The 15,013-nt window shown below is 73.3% G+C and carries 14 protein-coding genes; 9 read left to right on the top strand and 5 right to left on the bottom strand.

Features of this window, described 5'->3' with window-relative positions; translation table 11 throughout:
* Window positions 1-34: 34 nt before the first annotated feature.
* Genes ACFYTE_RS18450 through ACFYTE_RS18430 form a run of 5 tightly spaced genes read left to right on the top strand, consistent with a single transcriptional unit; the run spans window position 35 to window position 5,309 of the window.
* Entirely contained in the window at window positions 35-1,399 is a 1,365-nt protein-coding gene (locus tag ACFYTE_RS18450) for a cytochrome P450 (RefSeq protein WP_388710970.1), read from the top strand.
* Window positions 1,396-3,066, top strand: coding sequence for an OB-fold domain-containing protein (locus tag ACFYTE_RS18445; RefSeq protein ID WP_388710967.1), 1,671 nt, complete (start codon window positions 1,396-1,398; stop codon window positions 3,064-3,066). The genes ACFYTE_RS18450 and ACFYTE_RS18445 overlap by 4 nt, the downstream gene beginning before the upstream one ends.
* Entirely contained in the window at window positions 3,063-3,977 is a 915-nt protein-coding gene (locus tag ACFYTE_RS18440; RefSeq protein WP_388710964.1) for an alpha/beta hydrolase, read from the top strand. The genes ACFYTE_RS18445 and ACFYTE_RS18440 overlap by 4 nt, the downstream gene beginning before the upstream one ends.
* Window positions 3,970-4,470, top strand: coding sequence for a DoxX family protein (locus ACFYTE_RS18435; protein ID WP_388710961.1), 501 nt, complete (start codon window positions 3,970-3,972; stop codon window positions 4,468-4,470). Before ACFYTE_RS18440 ends, ACFYTE_RS18435 begins: the two co-directional genes overlap by 8 nt.
* Entirely contained in the window at window positions 4,467-5,309 is an 843-nt protein-coding gene (locus tag ACFYTE_RS18430; protein ID WP_388710959.1) for an NAD(P)-dependent oxidoreductase, read from the top strand. The genes ACFYTE_RS18435 and ACFYTE_RS18430 overlap by 4 nt, the downstream gene beginning before the upstream one ends.
* A gap of 43 nt (window positions 5,310-5,352) precedes the next feature.
* Here the strand turns inward: ACFYTE_RS18430 and ACFYTE_RS18425 are convergent, their stop codons facing one another.
* Both ACFYTE_RS18425 and ACFYTE_RS18420 read right to left on the bottom strand, forming a co-directional pair.
* Window positions 5,353-6,204: an NAD(P)-dependent oxidoreductase gene (locus ACFYTE_RS18425; protein ID WP_388710956.1), complete on the bottom strand. Its 852-nt coding sequence runs from the start codon at window positions 6,202-6,204 to the stop codon at window positions 5,353-5,355.
* Entirely contained in the window at window positions 6,201-6,599 is a 399-nt protein-coding gene (locus tag ACFYTE_RS18420; RefSeq protein WP_388710954.1) for a carboxymuconolactone decarboxylase family protein, read from the bottom strand. Before ACFYTE_RS18420 ends, ACFYTE_RS18425 begins: the two co-directional genes overlap by 4 nt.
* A gap of 114 nt (window positions 6,600-6,713) precedes the next feature.
* Here ACFYTE_RS18420 and ACFYTE_RS18415 point away from each other — a divergent pair, with 114 nt between their 5' ends.
* From ACFYTE_RS18415 to ACFYTE_RS18405, 3 genes are all read left to right on the top strand, one after another.
* Entirely contained in the window at window positions 6,714-7,541 is an 828-nt protein-coding gene (locus tag ACFYTE_RS18415) for an NAD(P)-dependent oxidoreductase (protein WP_388710951.1), read from the top strand.
* 204 nt (window positions 7,542-7,745) lie between these two features.
* Complete coding sequence (locus ACFYTE_RS18410; protein ID WP_388710948.1) at window positions 7,746-9,011, top strand: amidohydrolase family protein; 1,266 nt, start codon at window positions 7,746-7,748, stop codon at window positions 9,009-9,011.
* Between the two features lie 193 nt (window positions 9,012-9,204).
* Window positions 9,205-10,809: a GMC family oxidoreductase gene (locus tag ACFYTE_RS18405; protein ID WP_388710945.1), complete on the top strand. Its 1,605-nt coding sequence runs from the start codon at window positions 9,205-9,207 to the stop codon at window positions 10,807-10,809.
* A 48-nt stretch (window positions 10,810-10,857) separates the two neighbouring features.
* On the opposite strand, the gene ACFYTE_RS18400 is transcribed toward ACFYTE_RS18405, so the two are convergent.
* Genes ACFYTE_RS18400 through ACFYTE_RS18390 form a run of 3 tightly spaced genes read right to left on the bottom strand, consistent with a single transcriptional unit; the run spans window position 10,858 to window position 13,355 of the window.
* On the bottom strand, window positions 10,858-11,592 hold the full coding sequence (locus ACFYTE_RS18400) for an alpha/beta hydrolase fold domain-containing protein (RefSeq protein WP_388710942.1): 735 nt from the start codon (window positions 11,590-11,592) through the stop codon (window positions 10,858-10,860).
* Window positions 11,582-12,301, bottom strand: a complete 720-nt coding sequence (locus tag ACFYTE_RS18395) for an enoyl-CoA hydratase/isomerase family protein (RefSeq protein ID WP_388710939.1) — start codon at window positions 12,299-12,301, stop codon at window positions 11,582-11,584. Before ACFYTE_RS18395 ends, ACFYTE_RS18400 begins: the two co-directional genes overlap by 11 nt.
* A 31-nt stretch (window positions 12,302-12,332) precedes the next feature.
* Window positions 12,333-13,355, bottom strand: coding sequence for a 2Fe-2S iron-sulfur cluster-binding protein (locus ACFYTE_RS18390; protein WP_388710936.1), 1,023 nt, complete (start codon window positions 13,353-13,355; stop codon window positions 12,333-12,335).
* A gap of 77 nt (window positions 13,356-13,432) precedes the next feature.
* Here ACFYTE_RS18390 and ACFYTE_RS18385 point away from each other — a divergent pair, with 77 nt between their 5' ends.
* Window positions 13,433-14,992 carry an AMP-binding protein gene (locus tag ACFYTE_RS18385; protein WP_388710933.1) on the top strand — a complete coding sequence of 520 codons (1,560 nt, stop codon included), beginning with the start codon at window positions 13,433-13,435 and terminating at the stop codon, window positions 14,990-14,992.
* Window positions 14,993-15,013: the final 21 nt, after the last annotated feature.

Here is a 15,013-nt window from a genome sequence, read left to right as displayed (position 1 = left end):
GGGGCGCGGCCGACACGAGGAGAAGGCACACACCATGACCGCACCCGAGCCGCACGACGACAGCCGCACACAGCCCCGCGTGCACTTCGACCGGCACGCCCCGACGTACCGCGACCAGTTCGAGGCACAGACCCGCGCCTTCCACGCGGGCTGCCCGCTCGCCTGGTCCGACACCTACGGCGGACACTGGGTCGCCGCCGGCAACCGCGAACTGCTCGCCTTCGCCCGCGCCGGGCAGCGGCTCTCCAACGACCACGACGTGCACGGGGAGCGCCGCGGCTACCAGGGCATCAGCATTCCCGCGCCACAACGCGGCAGGGGCATCCGCGGCGGCTTCCTGGAGATGGACCCGCCCGAACAGCGTGCCTACCGCAACGCCCTCAACCCCTACCTCTCCCCGGCGGCCGTCACCCGCTGGATCCCGTTCATCGACGAGGTCGTCCGCGCCTGCCTCGACGAGCGGATCGAGTCCGGCCGGATCGACTTCGTCGACGACCTCGCCAACATCGTCCCGGCCGTCTTCACCCTCGCCATGATGGGCATCCCGCTCGCGAAGTGGCAGCTGTACAGCGAGCCGGCCCACGCCGGCGTGTACACGCCACCCCAGTCCCCGGACATGGCGCGTGTGGTCGAGGCACACATGGCCATGATCAAGGACATCGGCGCCGCCCTGCACGAGGTCCGCGCCCACCCGCGCCCCGGCCTCGTCAACGCGCTCGCCCGCATGGAGACGGACGGCGAACCCCCTTTGGAGGCGGACCTGATCGGTTCCCTCACCCTGCTCATAGGCGGTGGTTTCGACACCACCACCGCCCTGACCGCACACGCCTTGGAGTGGCTGTCCGAGCACCCCGCCGAACGCGCCCGGCTGAGCCGGGAGCGCGACACCCTCCTCGACACGGCCACCGAGGAATTTCTGCGCTACTTCACCCCGGCGCCGGGCGACGCGCGGACGGTCGCGGAGGACTGCGAGATCGCCGGCAAGGAGTTCAAGGAGGGCGACCGCCTCTGGCTGTCGTGGGCCATGGCCAACCGCGACCCGGCCGTCTTCCCCGACCCCGACCGCGTCGACCTCGAACGCGGCGGCAACCGCCACACCGCCTTCGGCCTCGGCATCCACCGCTGCATCGGCTCCAACGTGGCCCGCACCGTCTTCAAGCGCATGCTGCTCCAGGTGCTCGACCGCATCCCGGACTTCGTCTGCGACCCCGAGGGCACCGTGCACTACGAGACCATCGGGGTCATCCAGGGCATGCGTCACCTGCCCGCCACGTTCACACCTGGCCCGCGCCTGGGCCCCGGTCTGGACGAGACGCTGGATGCCCTCCAGCGGGCGTGCGACGAACAGGGACTGGCCGAGCCCGTGACGGTGCGCAAGGCGAAGGCGAAGGTCCGTTGACCGCGCCCCACCACGGGGCCGCCCGACCGCAGCCACAACCGGACCAGGAGACCGAGTTCTTCTGGGCCTCCGGCCGCGACGGGCGGCTCCGTTTCCGCTCCTGCACCGCCTGTTCCGCCCTGATCCATCCGCCCCAGCCGGTGTGCCGCCACTGCCGCGGCCACAACACCGCGATCCGCGAGGTCTCCGGCCGGGCGACCCTGATCGGCTTCACCGTCAACCACCGCTTCCCCCACCCCGGACTGCCCACGCCGTTCGTCGTCGCGCAGGTCGCGATCGAGGAGGACACCCGGGTCCGCCTCACCACGAACGTCGTCGGCTGCGCGCCCGGGGAACTGCGCCTCGGCATGCTCATGGAGGTCACCTTCGAACAGGTCGGCGACACCTGGCTGCCGCTGTTCCGCCCCGCCGCCGACCGGCCGGACCCGGCTCCGCTTCCGCCCGACGACCCGCCCCCCGAACACCTGCGGGACCACGTCCGCCGCACACCGGTGCACCGCAAGTTCGAGGACCGTGCCGTCATCAGCGGCGCCGGGGCCTCCCGCATCGGCCGCCGCCTCATGGTCCCGCCCCTGCACCTGACCGTGCAGGCCTGCGAGAAGGCCGTCGCCGACGCCGGGCTCACCCTCGACGACATCGACGGCCTGTCGACCTACCCGGGCGGCGGCGCGTACGGCGGCTTCGCCGAGGGAGGCGTCACCGCGCTGGAGTCGGCGCTCGGCATCCGCCCCGTCTGGCACAACGGGGCGGGCGAGACCTTCGGACCCGGCGGCTCGGTGATCGCCGCCATGCTCGCGGTGGCCGGCGGCCTCGCCCGGCACGTGCTGTGCTATCGCACCGTGTGGGAGGCGACGTACGCCGAACTCATCCGCCGGGGAAAGCTCCGACCACCCGAAGGAGGCGCCGCCGACGGCTGGTTCAAGCCGTTCGGAGCCGTCTCGCCCGCGATCATGCTGGCGATGAACGCCCAGCGGCACATGCACCGCTACGGCACCACGCGGGAGACACTTGGCTGGATCGCCCTCAACCAGCGCGCCGGCGCCGCCCGCCATCCGGACGCGATCTACCGGGACCCGCTGACCATGGACGACTACCTGTCGGCGCGCACCATCAGCACGCCCTTCGGCCTCTACGACTGCGACGTCCCCTGCGACGCCGCCACCGCCGTCGTCGTCTCCGCCGCCGAGACCGCACCCGACCTGCGCAGAGCCCCGGTTCGCGTCGAGGCCGTCGGGACGCAGATCCTCGAACGCCCCGAGTGGGACCAGGCGACGCTCACCCACGAACCCCAGGTGCTCGGCCAGGCCGCGCACCTGTGGACCCGCACCGACCTGCGCCCCGCCGACGTGGACGTGGCGCTGCTGTACGACGGCTTCACCTTCAACTGCCTGTCCTGGATCGAGGCGCTCGGCTTCTGCGGCATCGGCGAGGCCCGCGACTTCCTGGACGGCGGCAAGAACATCGCCCGGGACGGGATCCTCCCGCTCAACCCGCACGGCGGACAGCTCTCCCACGGCCGCACCCACGGCATGGGGCTGCTCCACGAGGCCGTCGTCCAGGTGCGCGGCGAGGCGGACGCCCGCCAGGTGCCGGGCGCGCGGACGGCGGTGGTCTCCAGCGGCGGACTCACCCCCAGCGGCGTACTCCTGCTCAGGACGGACGGATGACCTCGACCGAACCCGAACTCGCCACCGGCGTCCACCGGGAGGTGGCGGACGTGCACGGCGTCCCCGCCTCCGCACTGGTCGCCGAGGCCGCCCGCCCCCGGGCCGTGATCGTGGCCCTGCACGGCGGCGCCACCACCTCCACCTACTTCGACCACCCCGGCCATCCCCGGCTCTCCCTGCTGCGCACCGCCTCCGCGGCCGGCTTCACCGTCATCGCCCTCGACCGTCCCGGCTACGGCAGTTCGGCCGGACACGACGAGCACCTTCAGACCGCCGAACAGCGCACCGACTTCGCCTTCGCCGCCGTCGACACCCTCCTCGGGGACCGGGACGGCGGCCTCGGTGTGTTCCTCTGGGCGCACTCGGCGGGCTGCGAACTGACCGTCCGGATGGCGAGCGACCCGCGCGGCGCCGGCCTGCTCGGCGTGGAACTCGCCGGCATGGGCCGCACCCACCACCCCAAGGTGCTCACCGCGATGGAGGAGTGGCGCCGCGATCCCGGCCGCACCCGGCCCGACCTGCGTAGCGCGCTGTGGGACCCGCCGCACGCCTACCCGCCCGACGTCTACGGCGGACACGGCATCGGCGCCACCTCGCCGTCGTACGAGGGACGCCGGGCGGACTGGCACGACGAGTTCGCCCGGCTCGCCGCGCGCGTGCCGGTCCCCGTCCACATCACCCTCGCCGAGTACGAGCAGGTGTGGACGAACGGCCCGGAGGGACTGGCCGACCTCGCCTCCATGTTCACCGGATCGCCCCGCCTGGTGCTGCACGAGCAGGCGGGCGCCGGCCACAACACCAGCGTCAGCCGTACCGCCCTCGCCTACCACCTGCACGTTCTGGCCTTCGTCGAGGAGTGCGCGCTCGGCGTGCCCGCCCTGTCGTCGGAGAGGGGCCACCGCGATGGGTGAGCCCGCGGACGCCGCCCTGCTGGTCGTCCGGATCGTCCTCGGCGCGGTCATGGTGGCCCACGGCCGGAACCACTGGCGCGGCGGGGGCGGCATCGCCGGCACGGCCCGCTGGTTCGCCGGCCTCGGCCTGCGCCGCCCCCGCCTCCAGGCCTGGTGCAGCGTGGTCACGGAGATCGGCGCGGGAGTGCTGCTGGCGGCGGGCCTGTGCACCCCGCTGGCCTGCGCCGCCGTCCTGTCGGTGATGCTGGTCGCCGGACTGCTCGCCCACCGCCCGCACGGCTTCTTCGTCTTCCAGGAGGGCTACGAGTACGTCCTCGTCCTCGGCGTGCTCGCGGTGGCCCTCGGGGCCTTGGGACCCGGGGAGTACGCGCTCGACACGGCGGCGGACCTCGCCGTGACCGGATGGGCGGGCGCCGGCCTGGTGCTCGCGGTGGCCGTGGCGGCGACGGGCGGACTGCTCGCCGCGTTCTGGCGGCCACGGGAGACGACGTGAGAGGACGACGTGACATGCGGGTCGGTTTCATCGGACTGGGCAGCCAGGGCGCGCCCATGGCACGGCGGATCATCGAGGCGGGGTACGAGACGACCCTGTGGGCGCGCCGGTCCGGCACGCTCGCCCCGTTCGCGGACACCGCCGCGAAGACCGCGGGGTCGCCGGTCGAACTGGCCGCCGCGAGCGATGTGGTGTGCCTCTGCGTCGTGGACGACGCCGACGTCGAACAGCTGACCACCGGGCCGGACGGTGTCCTTGCGGGTCTGCGCCGGGGAGGAGTGCTCGTGGTGCACTCCACCGTCCACCCCGAGACCTGCCGCCGGCTGGAGGAGCGGGCCCGCGTCCAGCGGGTCTCCGTCCTGGACGCGCCGGTCAGCGGCGGCGGCCGGGGCGCGGAAGGGGGGACCCTGCTCGTCATGGCGGGCGGCGACCCCCAGGTCTTCGCCTTCTGCCGACCGCTGTTCGCCACGTACGGCGATCCCGTCGTGCACCTCGGGCCGACCGGCGCCGGCCAGGTCGCCAAACTCCTCAACAACGTGCTGTTCACTGCACAGTTGGGGCTGGCGGCGGACGCCTTCGCGCTCGGGGACCGGCTGGGTCTCGACTCCGCGGCCCTGGGCCGGATCCTGCCCCGCGGCAGCGCGGCGAGTTTCGCCCTGGAGCGGATCGTCGACGCGGGCGGCTCCCTGCGGCGCATCGCCGAGCACGCGGGCGGGCTGCTGGCCAAGGACGTGCGGCTCTTCACCGACATCGTCGAGAGCGCCGTCCCGGGCGGCGAGCGGCGACCGGACCCGGTGCGGGAAGCGGCCCGCTCCGCCCTGGAGGCGATGGGGCGGTGAGGCCCGGCGGCGGGACGGCCGCCTCCCGACTGTTCGCCCCCTCTCAGATTCCGGCCGTGAACGGGTAGACCCGGGTGAAGTCGGCCCCCGGCTCGGCGGCGGCGAATGCCTCCCACACCGCCTGGGTGACCGCCGCCACCGCGGCCGTGCCGCCCAGCGCCTCGGTCTCCCGCAGATACAGGCCCACGTCCTTGGCCATCAGCGTGTTGCTGAACCCCGAGGCGTAGCGGCCGGTCAGCACCTCGTCGGGGAACTTCTCGGCGGTGGCCCCGCTGCGTCCGCTGGAGGCGTTGAGCACGTCCAGCATCATGGCCATGTCCAGCCCCGCCGCCTGCCCGAAGGCGACGGCCTCGCTGGTCGCCGCCAGTGCGGTGGCGGAGAGGAAGTTGTTGGCCAGCTTGAGCGCCTGTGCCTGGCCGGGCCGGTCGCCGACCCGGCGCCGGCGGTCGCTGAGCCCGGCCAGTACGGGCTCCACCCGCGCGCAGTCCTCGTCCGACCCCGCGTACATCACCATGAGACTGCGCCGGCGGGCCCCGGCCACTCCGCCGGACACGGGCGCGTCCACGTAGGCCGGTCCCAGTGCGGCCAGCCCGCGGGCGGCCCAGACGCCCACGGTGGAGGTGTCCACGACATGCGTGACCCGTCCGTCACGGGCGTCCGCCAGTTGCCGTACGACCTGCGCGCAGACCGTACCGTCGGGCAGGCTCAGCACCACGATGTCGGCGGCACGCGCCACGTCCCCCGGATCCGGCGCCCAGCGGGCGCCGGTCGGGGTACGGGCGCATCCCGCGGTGTCGTGTGCCACCACCTCGAATCCGTCCGCCACGAGGTTCGCCGCCAGCGCACCGCCCATGGTGCCCAGGCCCACGAACCCGACGATCCCGTGCCCGGTCACACCGTCTCCCGCGCGGCGCGCGCCGTACGGATCACGGACAGCGCGGCGCTCCCGGCCGGAGCACCGCAGTAGGCGGTGATCTGGAAGAGGAGTTCGTCCACCTCGGCGTCGCTGACGCCCGCGCGGGCGGCGGCATCCAGATGGACCCGGAACTGGTCCATGCGGCCCGTCGCGGCCGTCATCGCCAGAACCAGCAGGCTGCGGTCGCGCGTTGTCAACGGACCGCCGCGCGCCCACACGCCCCACGCCATGGCGGTCAGGTAGTCGCGGTACCCCTCGGGTGCGGGGAGTCCGGCGTGCGACTCGTCGTCGCCGATCACCTCCCGGCGCACCGTCCGCGCCGCCTCCTGCCGCTCCTCGTCGTACATCCACCACTCCTCACCGGTCGTCGTCACCGTCGTCCTGCCTCGCCTCGATGAGCCGGGCCGGCCGCAGGGCCAGGTGACTCCCATCGAAGAGAGTTGTGCTAACGATATCGGAGAATGGTATTTCCGAAAGGTGCCGGCGCGTTGCCGGGCACGGAGACGGAGGTCGTCATGGAGCTGGGTTTCGTCGGTGCCGGACGGATGGGCCGCCCCATGGTGCGGTGTCTCGTCCGGGCGGGGCATCGGGTGCGCGTGTACGCCCGCGGCTTGGAGGTGCGCGAGGCGCTGGCCCGCGACGGTGCCGAGCCCGTCACCTCGCTCGCCGCCGCGGCACGCGGCGCGGATGCCGTCCTCGTCTGCGTCCTCACGGACGCCCAGGTCCGTGAGGTGTGCCTCGACGAGGCACTGCTCCCCGCACTCCCTTCCGGTGCGGTCCTCGCCGTGCACACCACCGGTGACCCGAGGACCGTGCGGGCGCTCGCCGCCCTGGGCGCCGACGTCGTGGACGTGCCGGTCAGCGGCGGCCCGCACGACATCGAGGCCGGCCGACTGACGGTCTTCGCCGGGGGAGAGGGGCGGGCGGTGCAGCGGATGCGGCCCGCGCTCGGCGCCTACGCCGACCCGGTGCTCCATGTCGGTCCGCTCGGCGCCGGGCAGAGCGTCAAGCTGCTGAACAACGCGGTGTTCGCGGCCCAGTTGGGGCTCCTCGCGCAGGCGGAGCGGCTCGGGCGGCGGCTCGGGGTCGAGGAGGGCGCACTGCTGGCAGCGCTGTCGCACGGCAGCGCGGCCAGCAGGGCCTCGACGGCCGCCGCCGCCCGGGACGGGGTGAGCGGGCTGGCCGCCGGCGCCGGAGCCTTCCTGCGCAAGGACCTCGCGGTAGCCGCCGGTCTCGCCGCGGAACTGGGTCTCTCGCTCGGGCCGCTGGAGCCCGCCGTGCGGAGCCTGGAGGAGCTGCTGTCCGAGGGTGGTTGACCGTCCTGCACGGTGTGCGCTCGGTCGCCGGGTCCGCTCGGGCACTCGCCGAACGGTGATGGAAACGGTATTCTCCATAACAGAGATCATCGTTTACCCGCCGCGTCCTGTGCCCTCCCACGAGCAGACACGGAGATCCCACATGCCCCCTGTCCTCACCGTCACGCCCACGCCACCCGGACCACGCGACGGGGCGGCCACCTGATGGCGCCGCGGGAGAGGGCGTGGCGGCCCCCCGTACTGCTGCGCGCGGCACGGCTGCTCGACATCGACAAGGGCGAACTCGTCGAACCGGGCGGGCTGCTGGTGACGGGCGAGCACATCACCGAGGTGGGACGGCCGAGCCGGCTCCCCGAGGACACGGTGGTACGCGACCTCGGTGATGTCACCCTGATGCCCGGCCTGATGGACATGGAGGTCAACCTCTTCCTCGGCGGTCCCGACCACCGCAGCCCGCTCATCCCGGTGCAGGAGGACCCGGCCGTGCGGACCCTGCGCGCGGCGGCCAACGCCCGCCGGACCCTCAGGCGCGGCTACACCACCGTGCGCAACCTCGGCCTGTTCGTGCAGACCGGCGGCGTCCTCCTCGACGTCGCGCTGAAGAAGGCCATCGACCTCGGCTGGGTCGAAGGCCCGCGCGTGGTGCCCGCCGGGCACGCCATCGCCCCGACCGGAGGACACCTCGACCCGACCATGTTCCAGGCGTTCGCCCCGGGCGTGCTGCCGCTCACCGTGGAGGAGGGCATCGCCAACGGCGTGGCGGAGGTGCGCAAGGCGGTCCGCCACCAGATCAAGTACGGCGCACGGGTCATCAAGGTGTGCGCGTCCAACGGGGTCATGTCGCACACCGGCCCGGCGGGCGCCCAGCAGTACTCGGACGAGGAACTGCGCGCCGTCGTGGACGAGGCCCACCGCGCGGGTGTGAAGGTCGCCGCGCACTGCATGGGCGACTTGGCGATCCGGGCCGCCGTGGAGGCCGGCATCGACTGCATCGAGCACGGCTTCCTGGCGAGCGACGCCACCCTCGACCTGATGGTGGAGCGCGGCACCTTCCTGGTCGCCACCACCTCCCTGACCGAGGGGATGAACATCGAACACGCCGATCCCGCCCTCAGGGCGAAGGCGGCCGACGTCTTCCCGCGCGCCCGTGAGTCCACGGCCCGCGCGATCCGGCGCGGTGTGAAGGTCGCCCTCGGCACCGACGCCCCCGCGATCCCGCACGGCAGGGGTGCGCTGGAGTTGCGCGCCCTGGTGGACCGCGGCATGCGGCCCGTGCAGGCGCTGCGGGCGGCGACCACGGTCGCCGCCGACCTGATCGACGCCCATGACCGGGGACGCCTGGAACCCGGCCTCCTCGCGGACGTCGTCGCGGTGGCCGGAGACCCCCTGGCAGACGTCTCCGCCACCGAGCGGGTGACCTTCGTGATGAAGGGCGGTCAGGTGTACCGCGACGACACACCGGTGCCCTGACCCCACGACCACCCGGCCGGCCGAGCCGCGGGGAGCCGGGGGCCGCGCGCCGGCCGCGACCCCGTCCCACGGCGGTGCGGGGCCCGGGGACCGGACCGATGCCGGCACCGACCGACCCACAAAGTGCGCGTCTTGCGGCACCGACCGGGTGTTCCCGCCGGCGCTCCGAGCCGCGGAGAAGGAGTCCCACGAGATGTACGACTACGTGATCGCGGGCGCCGGGTCGGCCGGCTGTGTGCTGGCCGACCGGCTCTCGCGCGACCCCGGCGTCCGGGTGCTGCTCGTCGAGGCCGGCGGCCCCGGCCGCCACCCTTACCTGCGCATACCCAAGGGCGTCGGGAAGCTCTTCGGTGACCCGTCCTACTCCTGGCACTACCGCACGCGCCCGGTGCGGCCCGGCGGGAACCCGGACATGTGGGTGCGTGGCAAGGTGCTCGGCGGATCCAGCTCCGTCAACGGCATGGTCTACAACCGGGGCACCCGCGCCGACTGGGACGGCCTTGCGGCACTGGGCAACCCCGGATGGGGCTGGGACTCGGTCCTGCCCGCCTTCCGCGCCATCGAGAACAACGCTCTGGGCGCCTCGCCCACCCGCGGTACCGGCGGCCCCCTGCACGTCTCCACCGTCCGCGACCCGGACCCGCTGTGCGACGAACTGATCGCCACCGGCGAGGCGTTCGGGCTGCGGGCGGTGCCCGACGTCAATGAGCACGACGGTGAGCGCATCGGGTACGCGATGGCCACCATCAAGGCCGGTCAGCGCTTCAGCGCCGCCCGCGCCTTCCTCCGCCCCGCGCGCTCCCACCGGAACCTGGTCATCGCCGCGCACACCGTCGTCACCGGTGTGCTGTTCGACGGGGACAAGGCGACCGGCGTACGGGTGCGCACCGCCGACGGGTCGAGTGAGGAGATCCGCGCCCGGCGCGAGGTGATCCTCAGCCTCGGCAGCCTGGGCACGCCCAAGCTGCTCCAGCTGTCCGGCATCGGTCCGGCCGAGGCGCTGCGCGCCGCGGGCGTGGACGTACGCCTCGACCGTGCGATGGTGGGAGCCAGGCTGCGCGAGCACCGCTGCCTGGCGCTGCGGTTCCGCCTGAACGCCCCGCTCGGCGCCAACCGCCGGCTGGCCGGCTCCTTCGCCCAGGCCCGCACCGGTGCCGCCTATCTGCTCACCCGCAAGGGACCGCTGGCCAGGCCCGCCTACGACGTGATGGCCTTCCTGAAGTCCCGTCCCGACGCCGAACGCCCCGACGCCGAGGTGCTGCTGGCACCCTGGTCCCTGAGCGCGCTGAACCCGGGCAGGCCCGCGGAGGTGGAGCGGGAGCCGGGGGTGTCGGCGTGTGCGATGGTGCTGCGCCCCACCTCGGAGGGCTCCTTGGCCATCACCTCGGCCGACCCCGACGCCGCCTTGGACATCGACCCCGGCTACTTCTCCTCGGCGCACGACCGGAAGGCGGCCGGCGACCTGTTCCGGCGGCTGCGCGACTTTTTCGCCACCGACCCCATCGCCTCCCGCATCCGGCGCGAGACCTTCCCCGGCGCGGCCGTCGCCTCCGACTCCGAGGAGGACGTCGTGCGGTCGGCCCTCGACGGGGGCTACTGCGGCTTCCACGCCATCGGCACCTGCGCGATGGGCTCCGCGCCGCAGGACGTGATCGACCCGGAGCTGCGGGTGCGGGGCGTGGACAACCTGCGGGTGGTCGACGCGTCCGTGCTGCCGGTGATGGTCGCGGGGAATCTCAACGGGCCGGTGATGGCGATGGCCTGGCGGGCCGCGGAGTCCCTGCTCGGTGACCGATGAGGAACGGCGGGGGCGTGCGGGCCCCCGCCGGCCGTCGTCACCGCGGTCTCAGACGTCCGACGAACTGAACGACGCCGACCTGCGCCACGACGTCAGGAACGCCACCGTGGCGCCCAGCGCCTTCCATCCCTGCGCCGACAGGTCCTCGTAGACGCGCAGGTCCACGGCGACCCCGGAGTGCGCCGCCCGGGTGGCGAACGACAAGGTGTCGTCCAGAAGCACCTCCGTGCCCGCCGCGTGCAGTTGCAGCGGGGGCAGTCCGTGCAGGTTGCCGTGGAGCGGGCTGAGCAGCGGATGGTCGCGCGGGGTGGTTCCTGCGTACGCCGCCGCCCGCCCAGGGAGCGACCCGGCGTCCATCGCGCGGTCGGCCACCGCGTTGAGAAGCAGACTCGGCGCGTCGAGGGTGAAGTCGAGCACCGGGGACGTCAGCACCGCGCAGGTCGGAAGCGGTGCGCCCGCGTCCCGCAGGCGCAGCAGCAGCCCGGCCGCCAGAGCGCCGCCGAGCCGTTTGCCGGCCACCGCCACCGGCCCCCGGTCGTGGCAGTGCTCCCAGGCGGCGTACACGTCCTCAAGCGCCTGCGGGAAGCGAGGGCGGTACCGCGCGCACACCACCGCCCGGCCGGTGAGCCGTGCAAGCTCCCGGGCGGTCGGCAGCGCGTCCTGCGGGGTGCCCGCCAGCCGCGGATCGCCGTGCACGTACAGCACGGTCTGCTCGGCCGCGGCGCCCTCCGGCCGTACCTCCGGCCCGAACGGCCCCTCCTCCACACGGACTTCACTTGCCACGGGACATCACCTTCTCCGCCGCTTCCCAGTGTTCCTGCGACACCCACAGCCGGGCGAAGGCCGCGGCGGCCTCCTGCGGCGAACGGGCGCGCGTCGTCAGGTCCTTGATCTCGCGCCCCTGGCGCGTCGCGAGGGACCGCGCCACCTCCCGCCAGCCCCGGTCGAACTCCGCACGCGGCAGCACCAGATCGACCAGGCCCACCCGCTCCGCCTCGGTGGCGTCCAGCACCCGGCCGGTCCCCGCGAGCAGCAGGGCCCGCCCCGGTCCCACCAGCCGGGCCAGCCGCTCGGCCCCGCCCCAGGCCGGCACGATCGCCAGCTTCGTCTGGTTGAAACCGATGCGGACGTCGTCGGCCGCCACCCGGAGGTCCGCCGCGACCGCGACCTCCGCCCCGCCGCCGAGCGCGTGCCCGTTCAGCGCGGCCACCACCGGGCCGGGGAAGGCGGCGATCCGGTCGCACAGCGCCCGCATCCGCAGCGCCATCCCGGACGCCTCCGACTCCGTACGGAGCTTGGACAGTTCCTTCAGGTCACCCCCGGACACGAACGCCCGGTCACCCGATCCGGTCACCGCGAGCGCCGCCGCGCCGCCGGCCGCGTCCAGCGCCTCTTCCAACTCGCCCATGGTGTCGAGGCCGAGGGCGTTGCGGGCGTGCGGGCGGTCGATCGTGACGACGGCCAGGCCGTCCTCAAGCTCCAGCTCAACCATGCGCGGCCTTCCGGTCGTCGGGCTTGACGGTTCAGTCCTCGTACACCATGGTCACCTCGGCGGAGGTCGGCTCGGCCTGGCAGGTGAGCACCCAGCCCTCCGCCACCTCGTCGGCGTCCAGGGCGTTGTTCACCCGCATCTTGGCCTCGCCGGCCGTCAGTCGGGCCATGCAGGTGGCGCAGTCGCCGGACTCGCAGGAGAAGGGCGGCGTGAACCCCGCCCGGCGCGCGGTCTGCAACAGGGTCTCGCCCGGCCGCTGTGGAACGGTACGGCGCTGTCCGCGCAGGCCGACCGTGACCGTGCCCGGCGGGGGAGCGGGCGTACCGGCCGGCGGGGAGGCCGTGAGCGGCGTGGCAGCTGCGGTCGCCGCCGGCGTGAAGCGCTCGACGATGATCTGCTCGGGGCTCACCCCCGCCCCGGTCAGCGTCCGCTCCACCAGATCCATGAACGGGGCCGGGCCGCACACGTAGAAGTCGGTGTCCCGGGGCCGCTCGCCCGCCAGGGCGCGGATCTCGTCCCCGGTGACCAGTCCGTCCCGGTCGTCCAGGTGATGGCGCACCTCGAACCGCCCGGAGTACCGGACGGCGAGCGCGTTCAAGGCCGCGAAGAAGATGGCGGCCTCCCGGCTCTGATGGGCCGTCAGTATCCGGACGGACCGGGAGGTGGTGACCAGCGCGCTCTTCACGAGGGAGAACACGGGGGTGATTCCGCTGCCGCCCGCGAAGGCGACGAGCGCCCGTCCCGTGCCCTCCGCGCGCAGGCAGAACGCTCCGGCGGGACGGGTCGCATACAGGGTGTCGCCCGGCTTCAGTTCCTTGTGCATCCACTCCGAGACGAGCCCGCCCGGCACCCGCTTGACGGTCACGCACACCTCGCCGTCGCTGTCGGGGCAACTCGACATCGAGTAGCTGCGCAGGGCTCCGCGGGCCTTGAACGTCAGGAACTGCCCGGCGCGGTAGGGGAAGGAGGCGTCAAGGGTGAAGGTGCGCACATCCGGCGCCTCGTCGGTGACCCGGATGATCCGTACCGGATGGAAGCCGTGGTCGCGTGCCATGTATGGAACTTACCTTCTCGTCATGGGAGAGTGCAATTCTCGTAACGCTCATCGCGTGGGAGAGGAGTGCCCCAGGCATGTCGACGTTTTCCTCCGCCCAACTGCGGACCGTCCCGTCCGACCTGGTCACCCGCTACGAGGAGGCCGGCTGGTGGACGCGCGAGACCCTCGGTGATCTGCTGGCGGGCGGACTGGCCAAGTCGGGGGACGTGGAATTCCGCGTGCACTCCGCTGTCCGGCCGTGGTCCGGGACGTTCGCCGAGGTGGAACTGGCCGCCCGGCGGCTGGCCGCCGGGCTGCGCGAGCGCGGGGTCGGACCCGGTGACGTGGTGGTCATGCAACTGCCCAACTGGACGGAGGCCGCCGCCGTGTTCTGGGCCTCGGCCTTCCTCGGCGCCGTGGTGGTCCCCGTCGTGCACTTCTACGGAAGGAAGGAGGTCGCCTACATAGTCGAGGCGACCCGCCCGAAGGCGTTCTTCGCCGCCGAGCGCTTCGGACGCCAGGAGTTCCACCCGGACCTGTGCGAACGAGTGCCGGTCGTCGGGGTCGTGGGCCGTGACTTCGACGGCCTGCTCGCCGATGAGCCGATGTCCGGGGTGCTCCCGGTCGACCCGGGCGCGCCCGCGCTGATCGCCTTCACCTCCGGTACCACCCGGGACCCGAAGGGCGTGGTGCACAGCCACCGCACGCTCGGCTACGAGACGCGGCAGCTCGCCGCCTCCTACCCGCCCGACCGCGGGCGCCAGTTCACCGTCGCCCCGGTCGGGCACTTCATCGGGATGGTGAACGCCTTCCTGATCCCCGTCCTCGACGGATCGCCCGTCAACCTGGGCGACACCTGGGACCCCGCCCAGGCGCTCGCCCTCATGCGCGGCGCGGGACTGACCGTCGGGGGCGGGGCGACGTACTACATGACCAGCCTGCTCGACCACCCCGACTGCACCCCCGAGCACATCGCCCGCCTCAGATACGCGGGCCTCGGCGGGGCGGCCGTGCCCTCGGCCGTGACCACCCGGCTGGAGTCGCTGGGGATCAGCGTGTTCCGCGCGTACGGCTCCACCGAGCATCCGTCCGTCACCTGCACCCCCTACGACGGTCCCGCCGGCAAGCGCCTGCACACCGACGGCATCCCCTTGCCCGGCGTCGAACTGCGCCTCGACGGGGACGGCGAGATCCTCACCCGCGGCCCCGACCTGTGCCTCGGCTACACCGATCCCGACCTGACCCGGGCCTCGTTCGACGCCGACGGCTGGTACCGCACCGGTGACATCGGCACGCTCGACGCCGATGGCTGGCTGACGATCACCGACCGCAAGGCGGACGTGATCATCCGCGGCGGGGAGAACATCAGTGCCCTGGAGGTCGAGGAGATCCTGCTCGGCCTGCCCGGGGTGGCAGAGGCCGCCGTGGTCGCCGTACCCGATCCGGGGCTCGGCGAGCGCGCCGCCGCCGTGCTGCGCATGCGGCACGGGTGGCGGACTCCGAGCCTGGCCGAGCTGCGGCTGCATCTCGAACGGGCCGGCCTGGCGCGGCAGAAGTGGCCCGAGCGGGTCCACGCCGTGGACGACTTCCCGCGCACGCCCAGCGGCAAGGTGAAGAAGTTCGTCCTCCGCAACCACATTGCTACTCCCGCCTAGTGAGAATACGATTCTCTAAAT

Origin of the sequence: Streptomyces sp. NPDC004629, from assembly GCF_042873595.1 — a bacterium.
Lineage (GTDB): Bacteria > Actinomycetota > Actinomycetes > Streptomycetales > Streptomycetaceae > Streptomyces.
The sequence above is the reverse complement of the archived record's forward strand: the minus strand, read 5'-3'. Positions and strand labels throughout refer to the sequence as shown.

What these genes read in the sequence shown, in the direction of transcription:
- ACFYTE_RS18440 (WP_388710964.1), top strand. Translation starts at nt 3,063, where the DNA reads ATGACCTCGACCGAACCCGAACTCGCCACCGGCGTCCACCGGGAGGTG.
- ACFYTE_RS18435 (WP_388710961.1), top strand. Translation starts at nt 3,970, where the DNA reads ATGGGTGAGCCCGCGGACGCCGCCCTGCTGGTCGTCCGGATCGTCCTC.
- ACFYTE_RS18385 (WP_388710933.1), top strand. Translation starts at nt 13,433, where the DNA reads ATGTCGACGTTTTCCTCCGCCCAACTGCGGACCGTCCCGTCCGACCTG.
- ACFYTE_RS18410 (WP_388710948.1), top strand. Translation starts at nt 7,746, where the DNA reads ATGGCGCCGCGGGAGAGGGCGTGGCGGCCCCCCGTACTGCTGCGCGCG.
- ACFYTE_RS18450 (WP_388710970.1), top strand. Translation starts at nt 35, where the DNA reads ATGACCGCACCCGAGCCGCACGACGACAGCCGCACACAGCCCCGCGTG.
- ACFYTE_RS18395 (WP_388710939.1), bottom strand. Translation starts at nt 12,301, where the DNA reads ATGGTTGAGCTGGAGCTTGAGGACGGCCTGGCCGTCGTCACGATCGAC.
- ACFYTE_RS18390 (WP_388710936.1), bottom strand. Translation starts at nt 13,355, where the DNA reads ATGGCACGCGACCACGGCTTCCATCCGGTACGGATCATCCGGGTCACC.
- ACFYTE_RS18405 (WP_388710945.1), top strand. Translation starts at nt 9,205, where the DNA reads ATGTACGACTACGTGATCGCGGGCGCCGGGTCGGCCGGCTGTGTGCTG.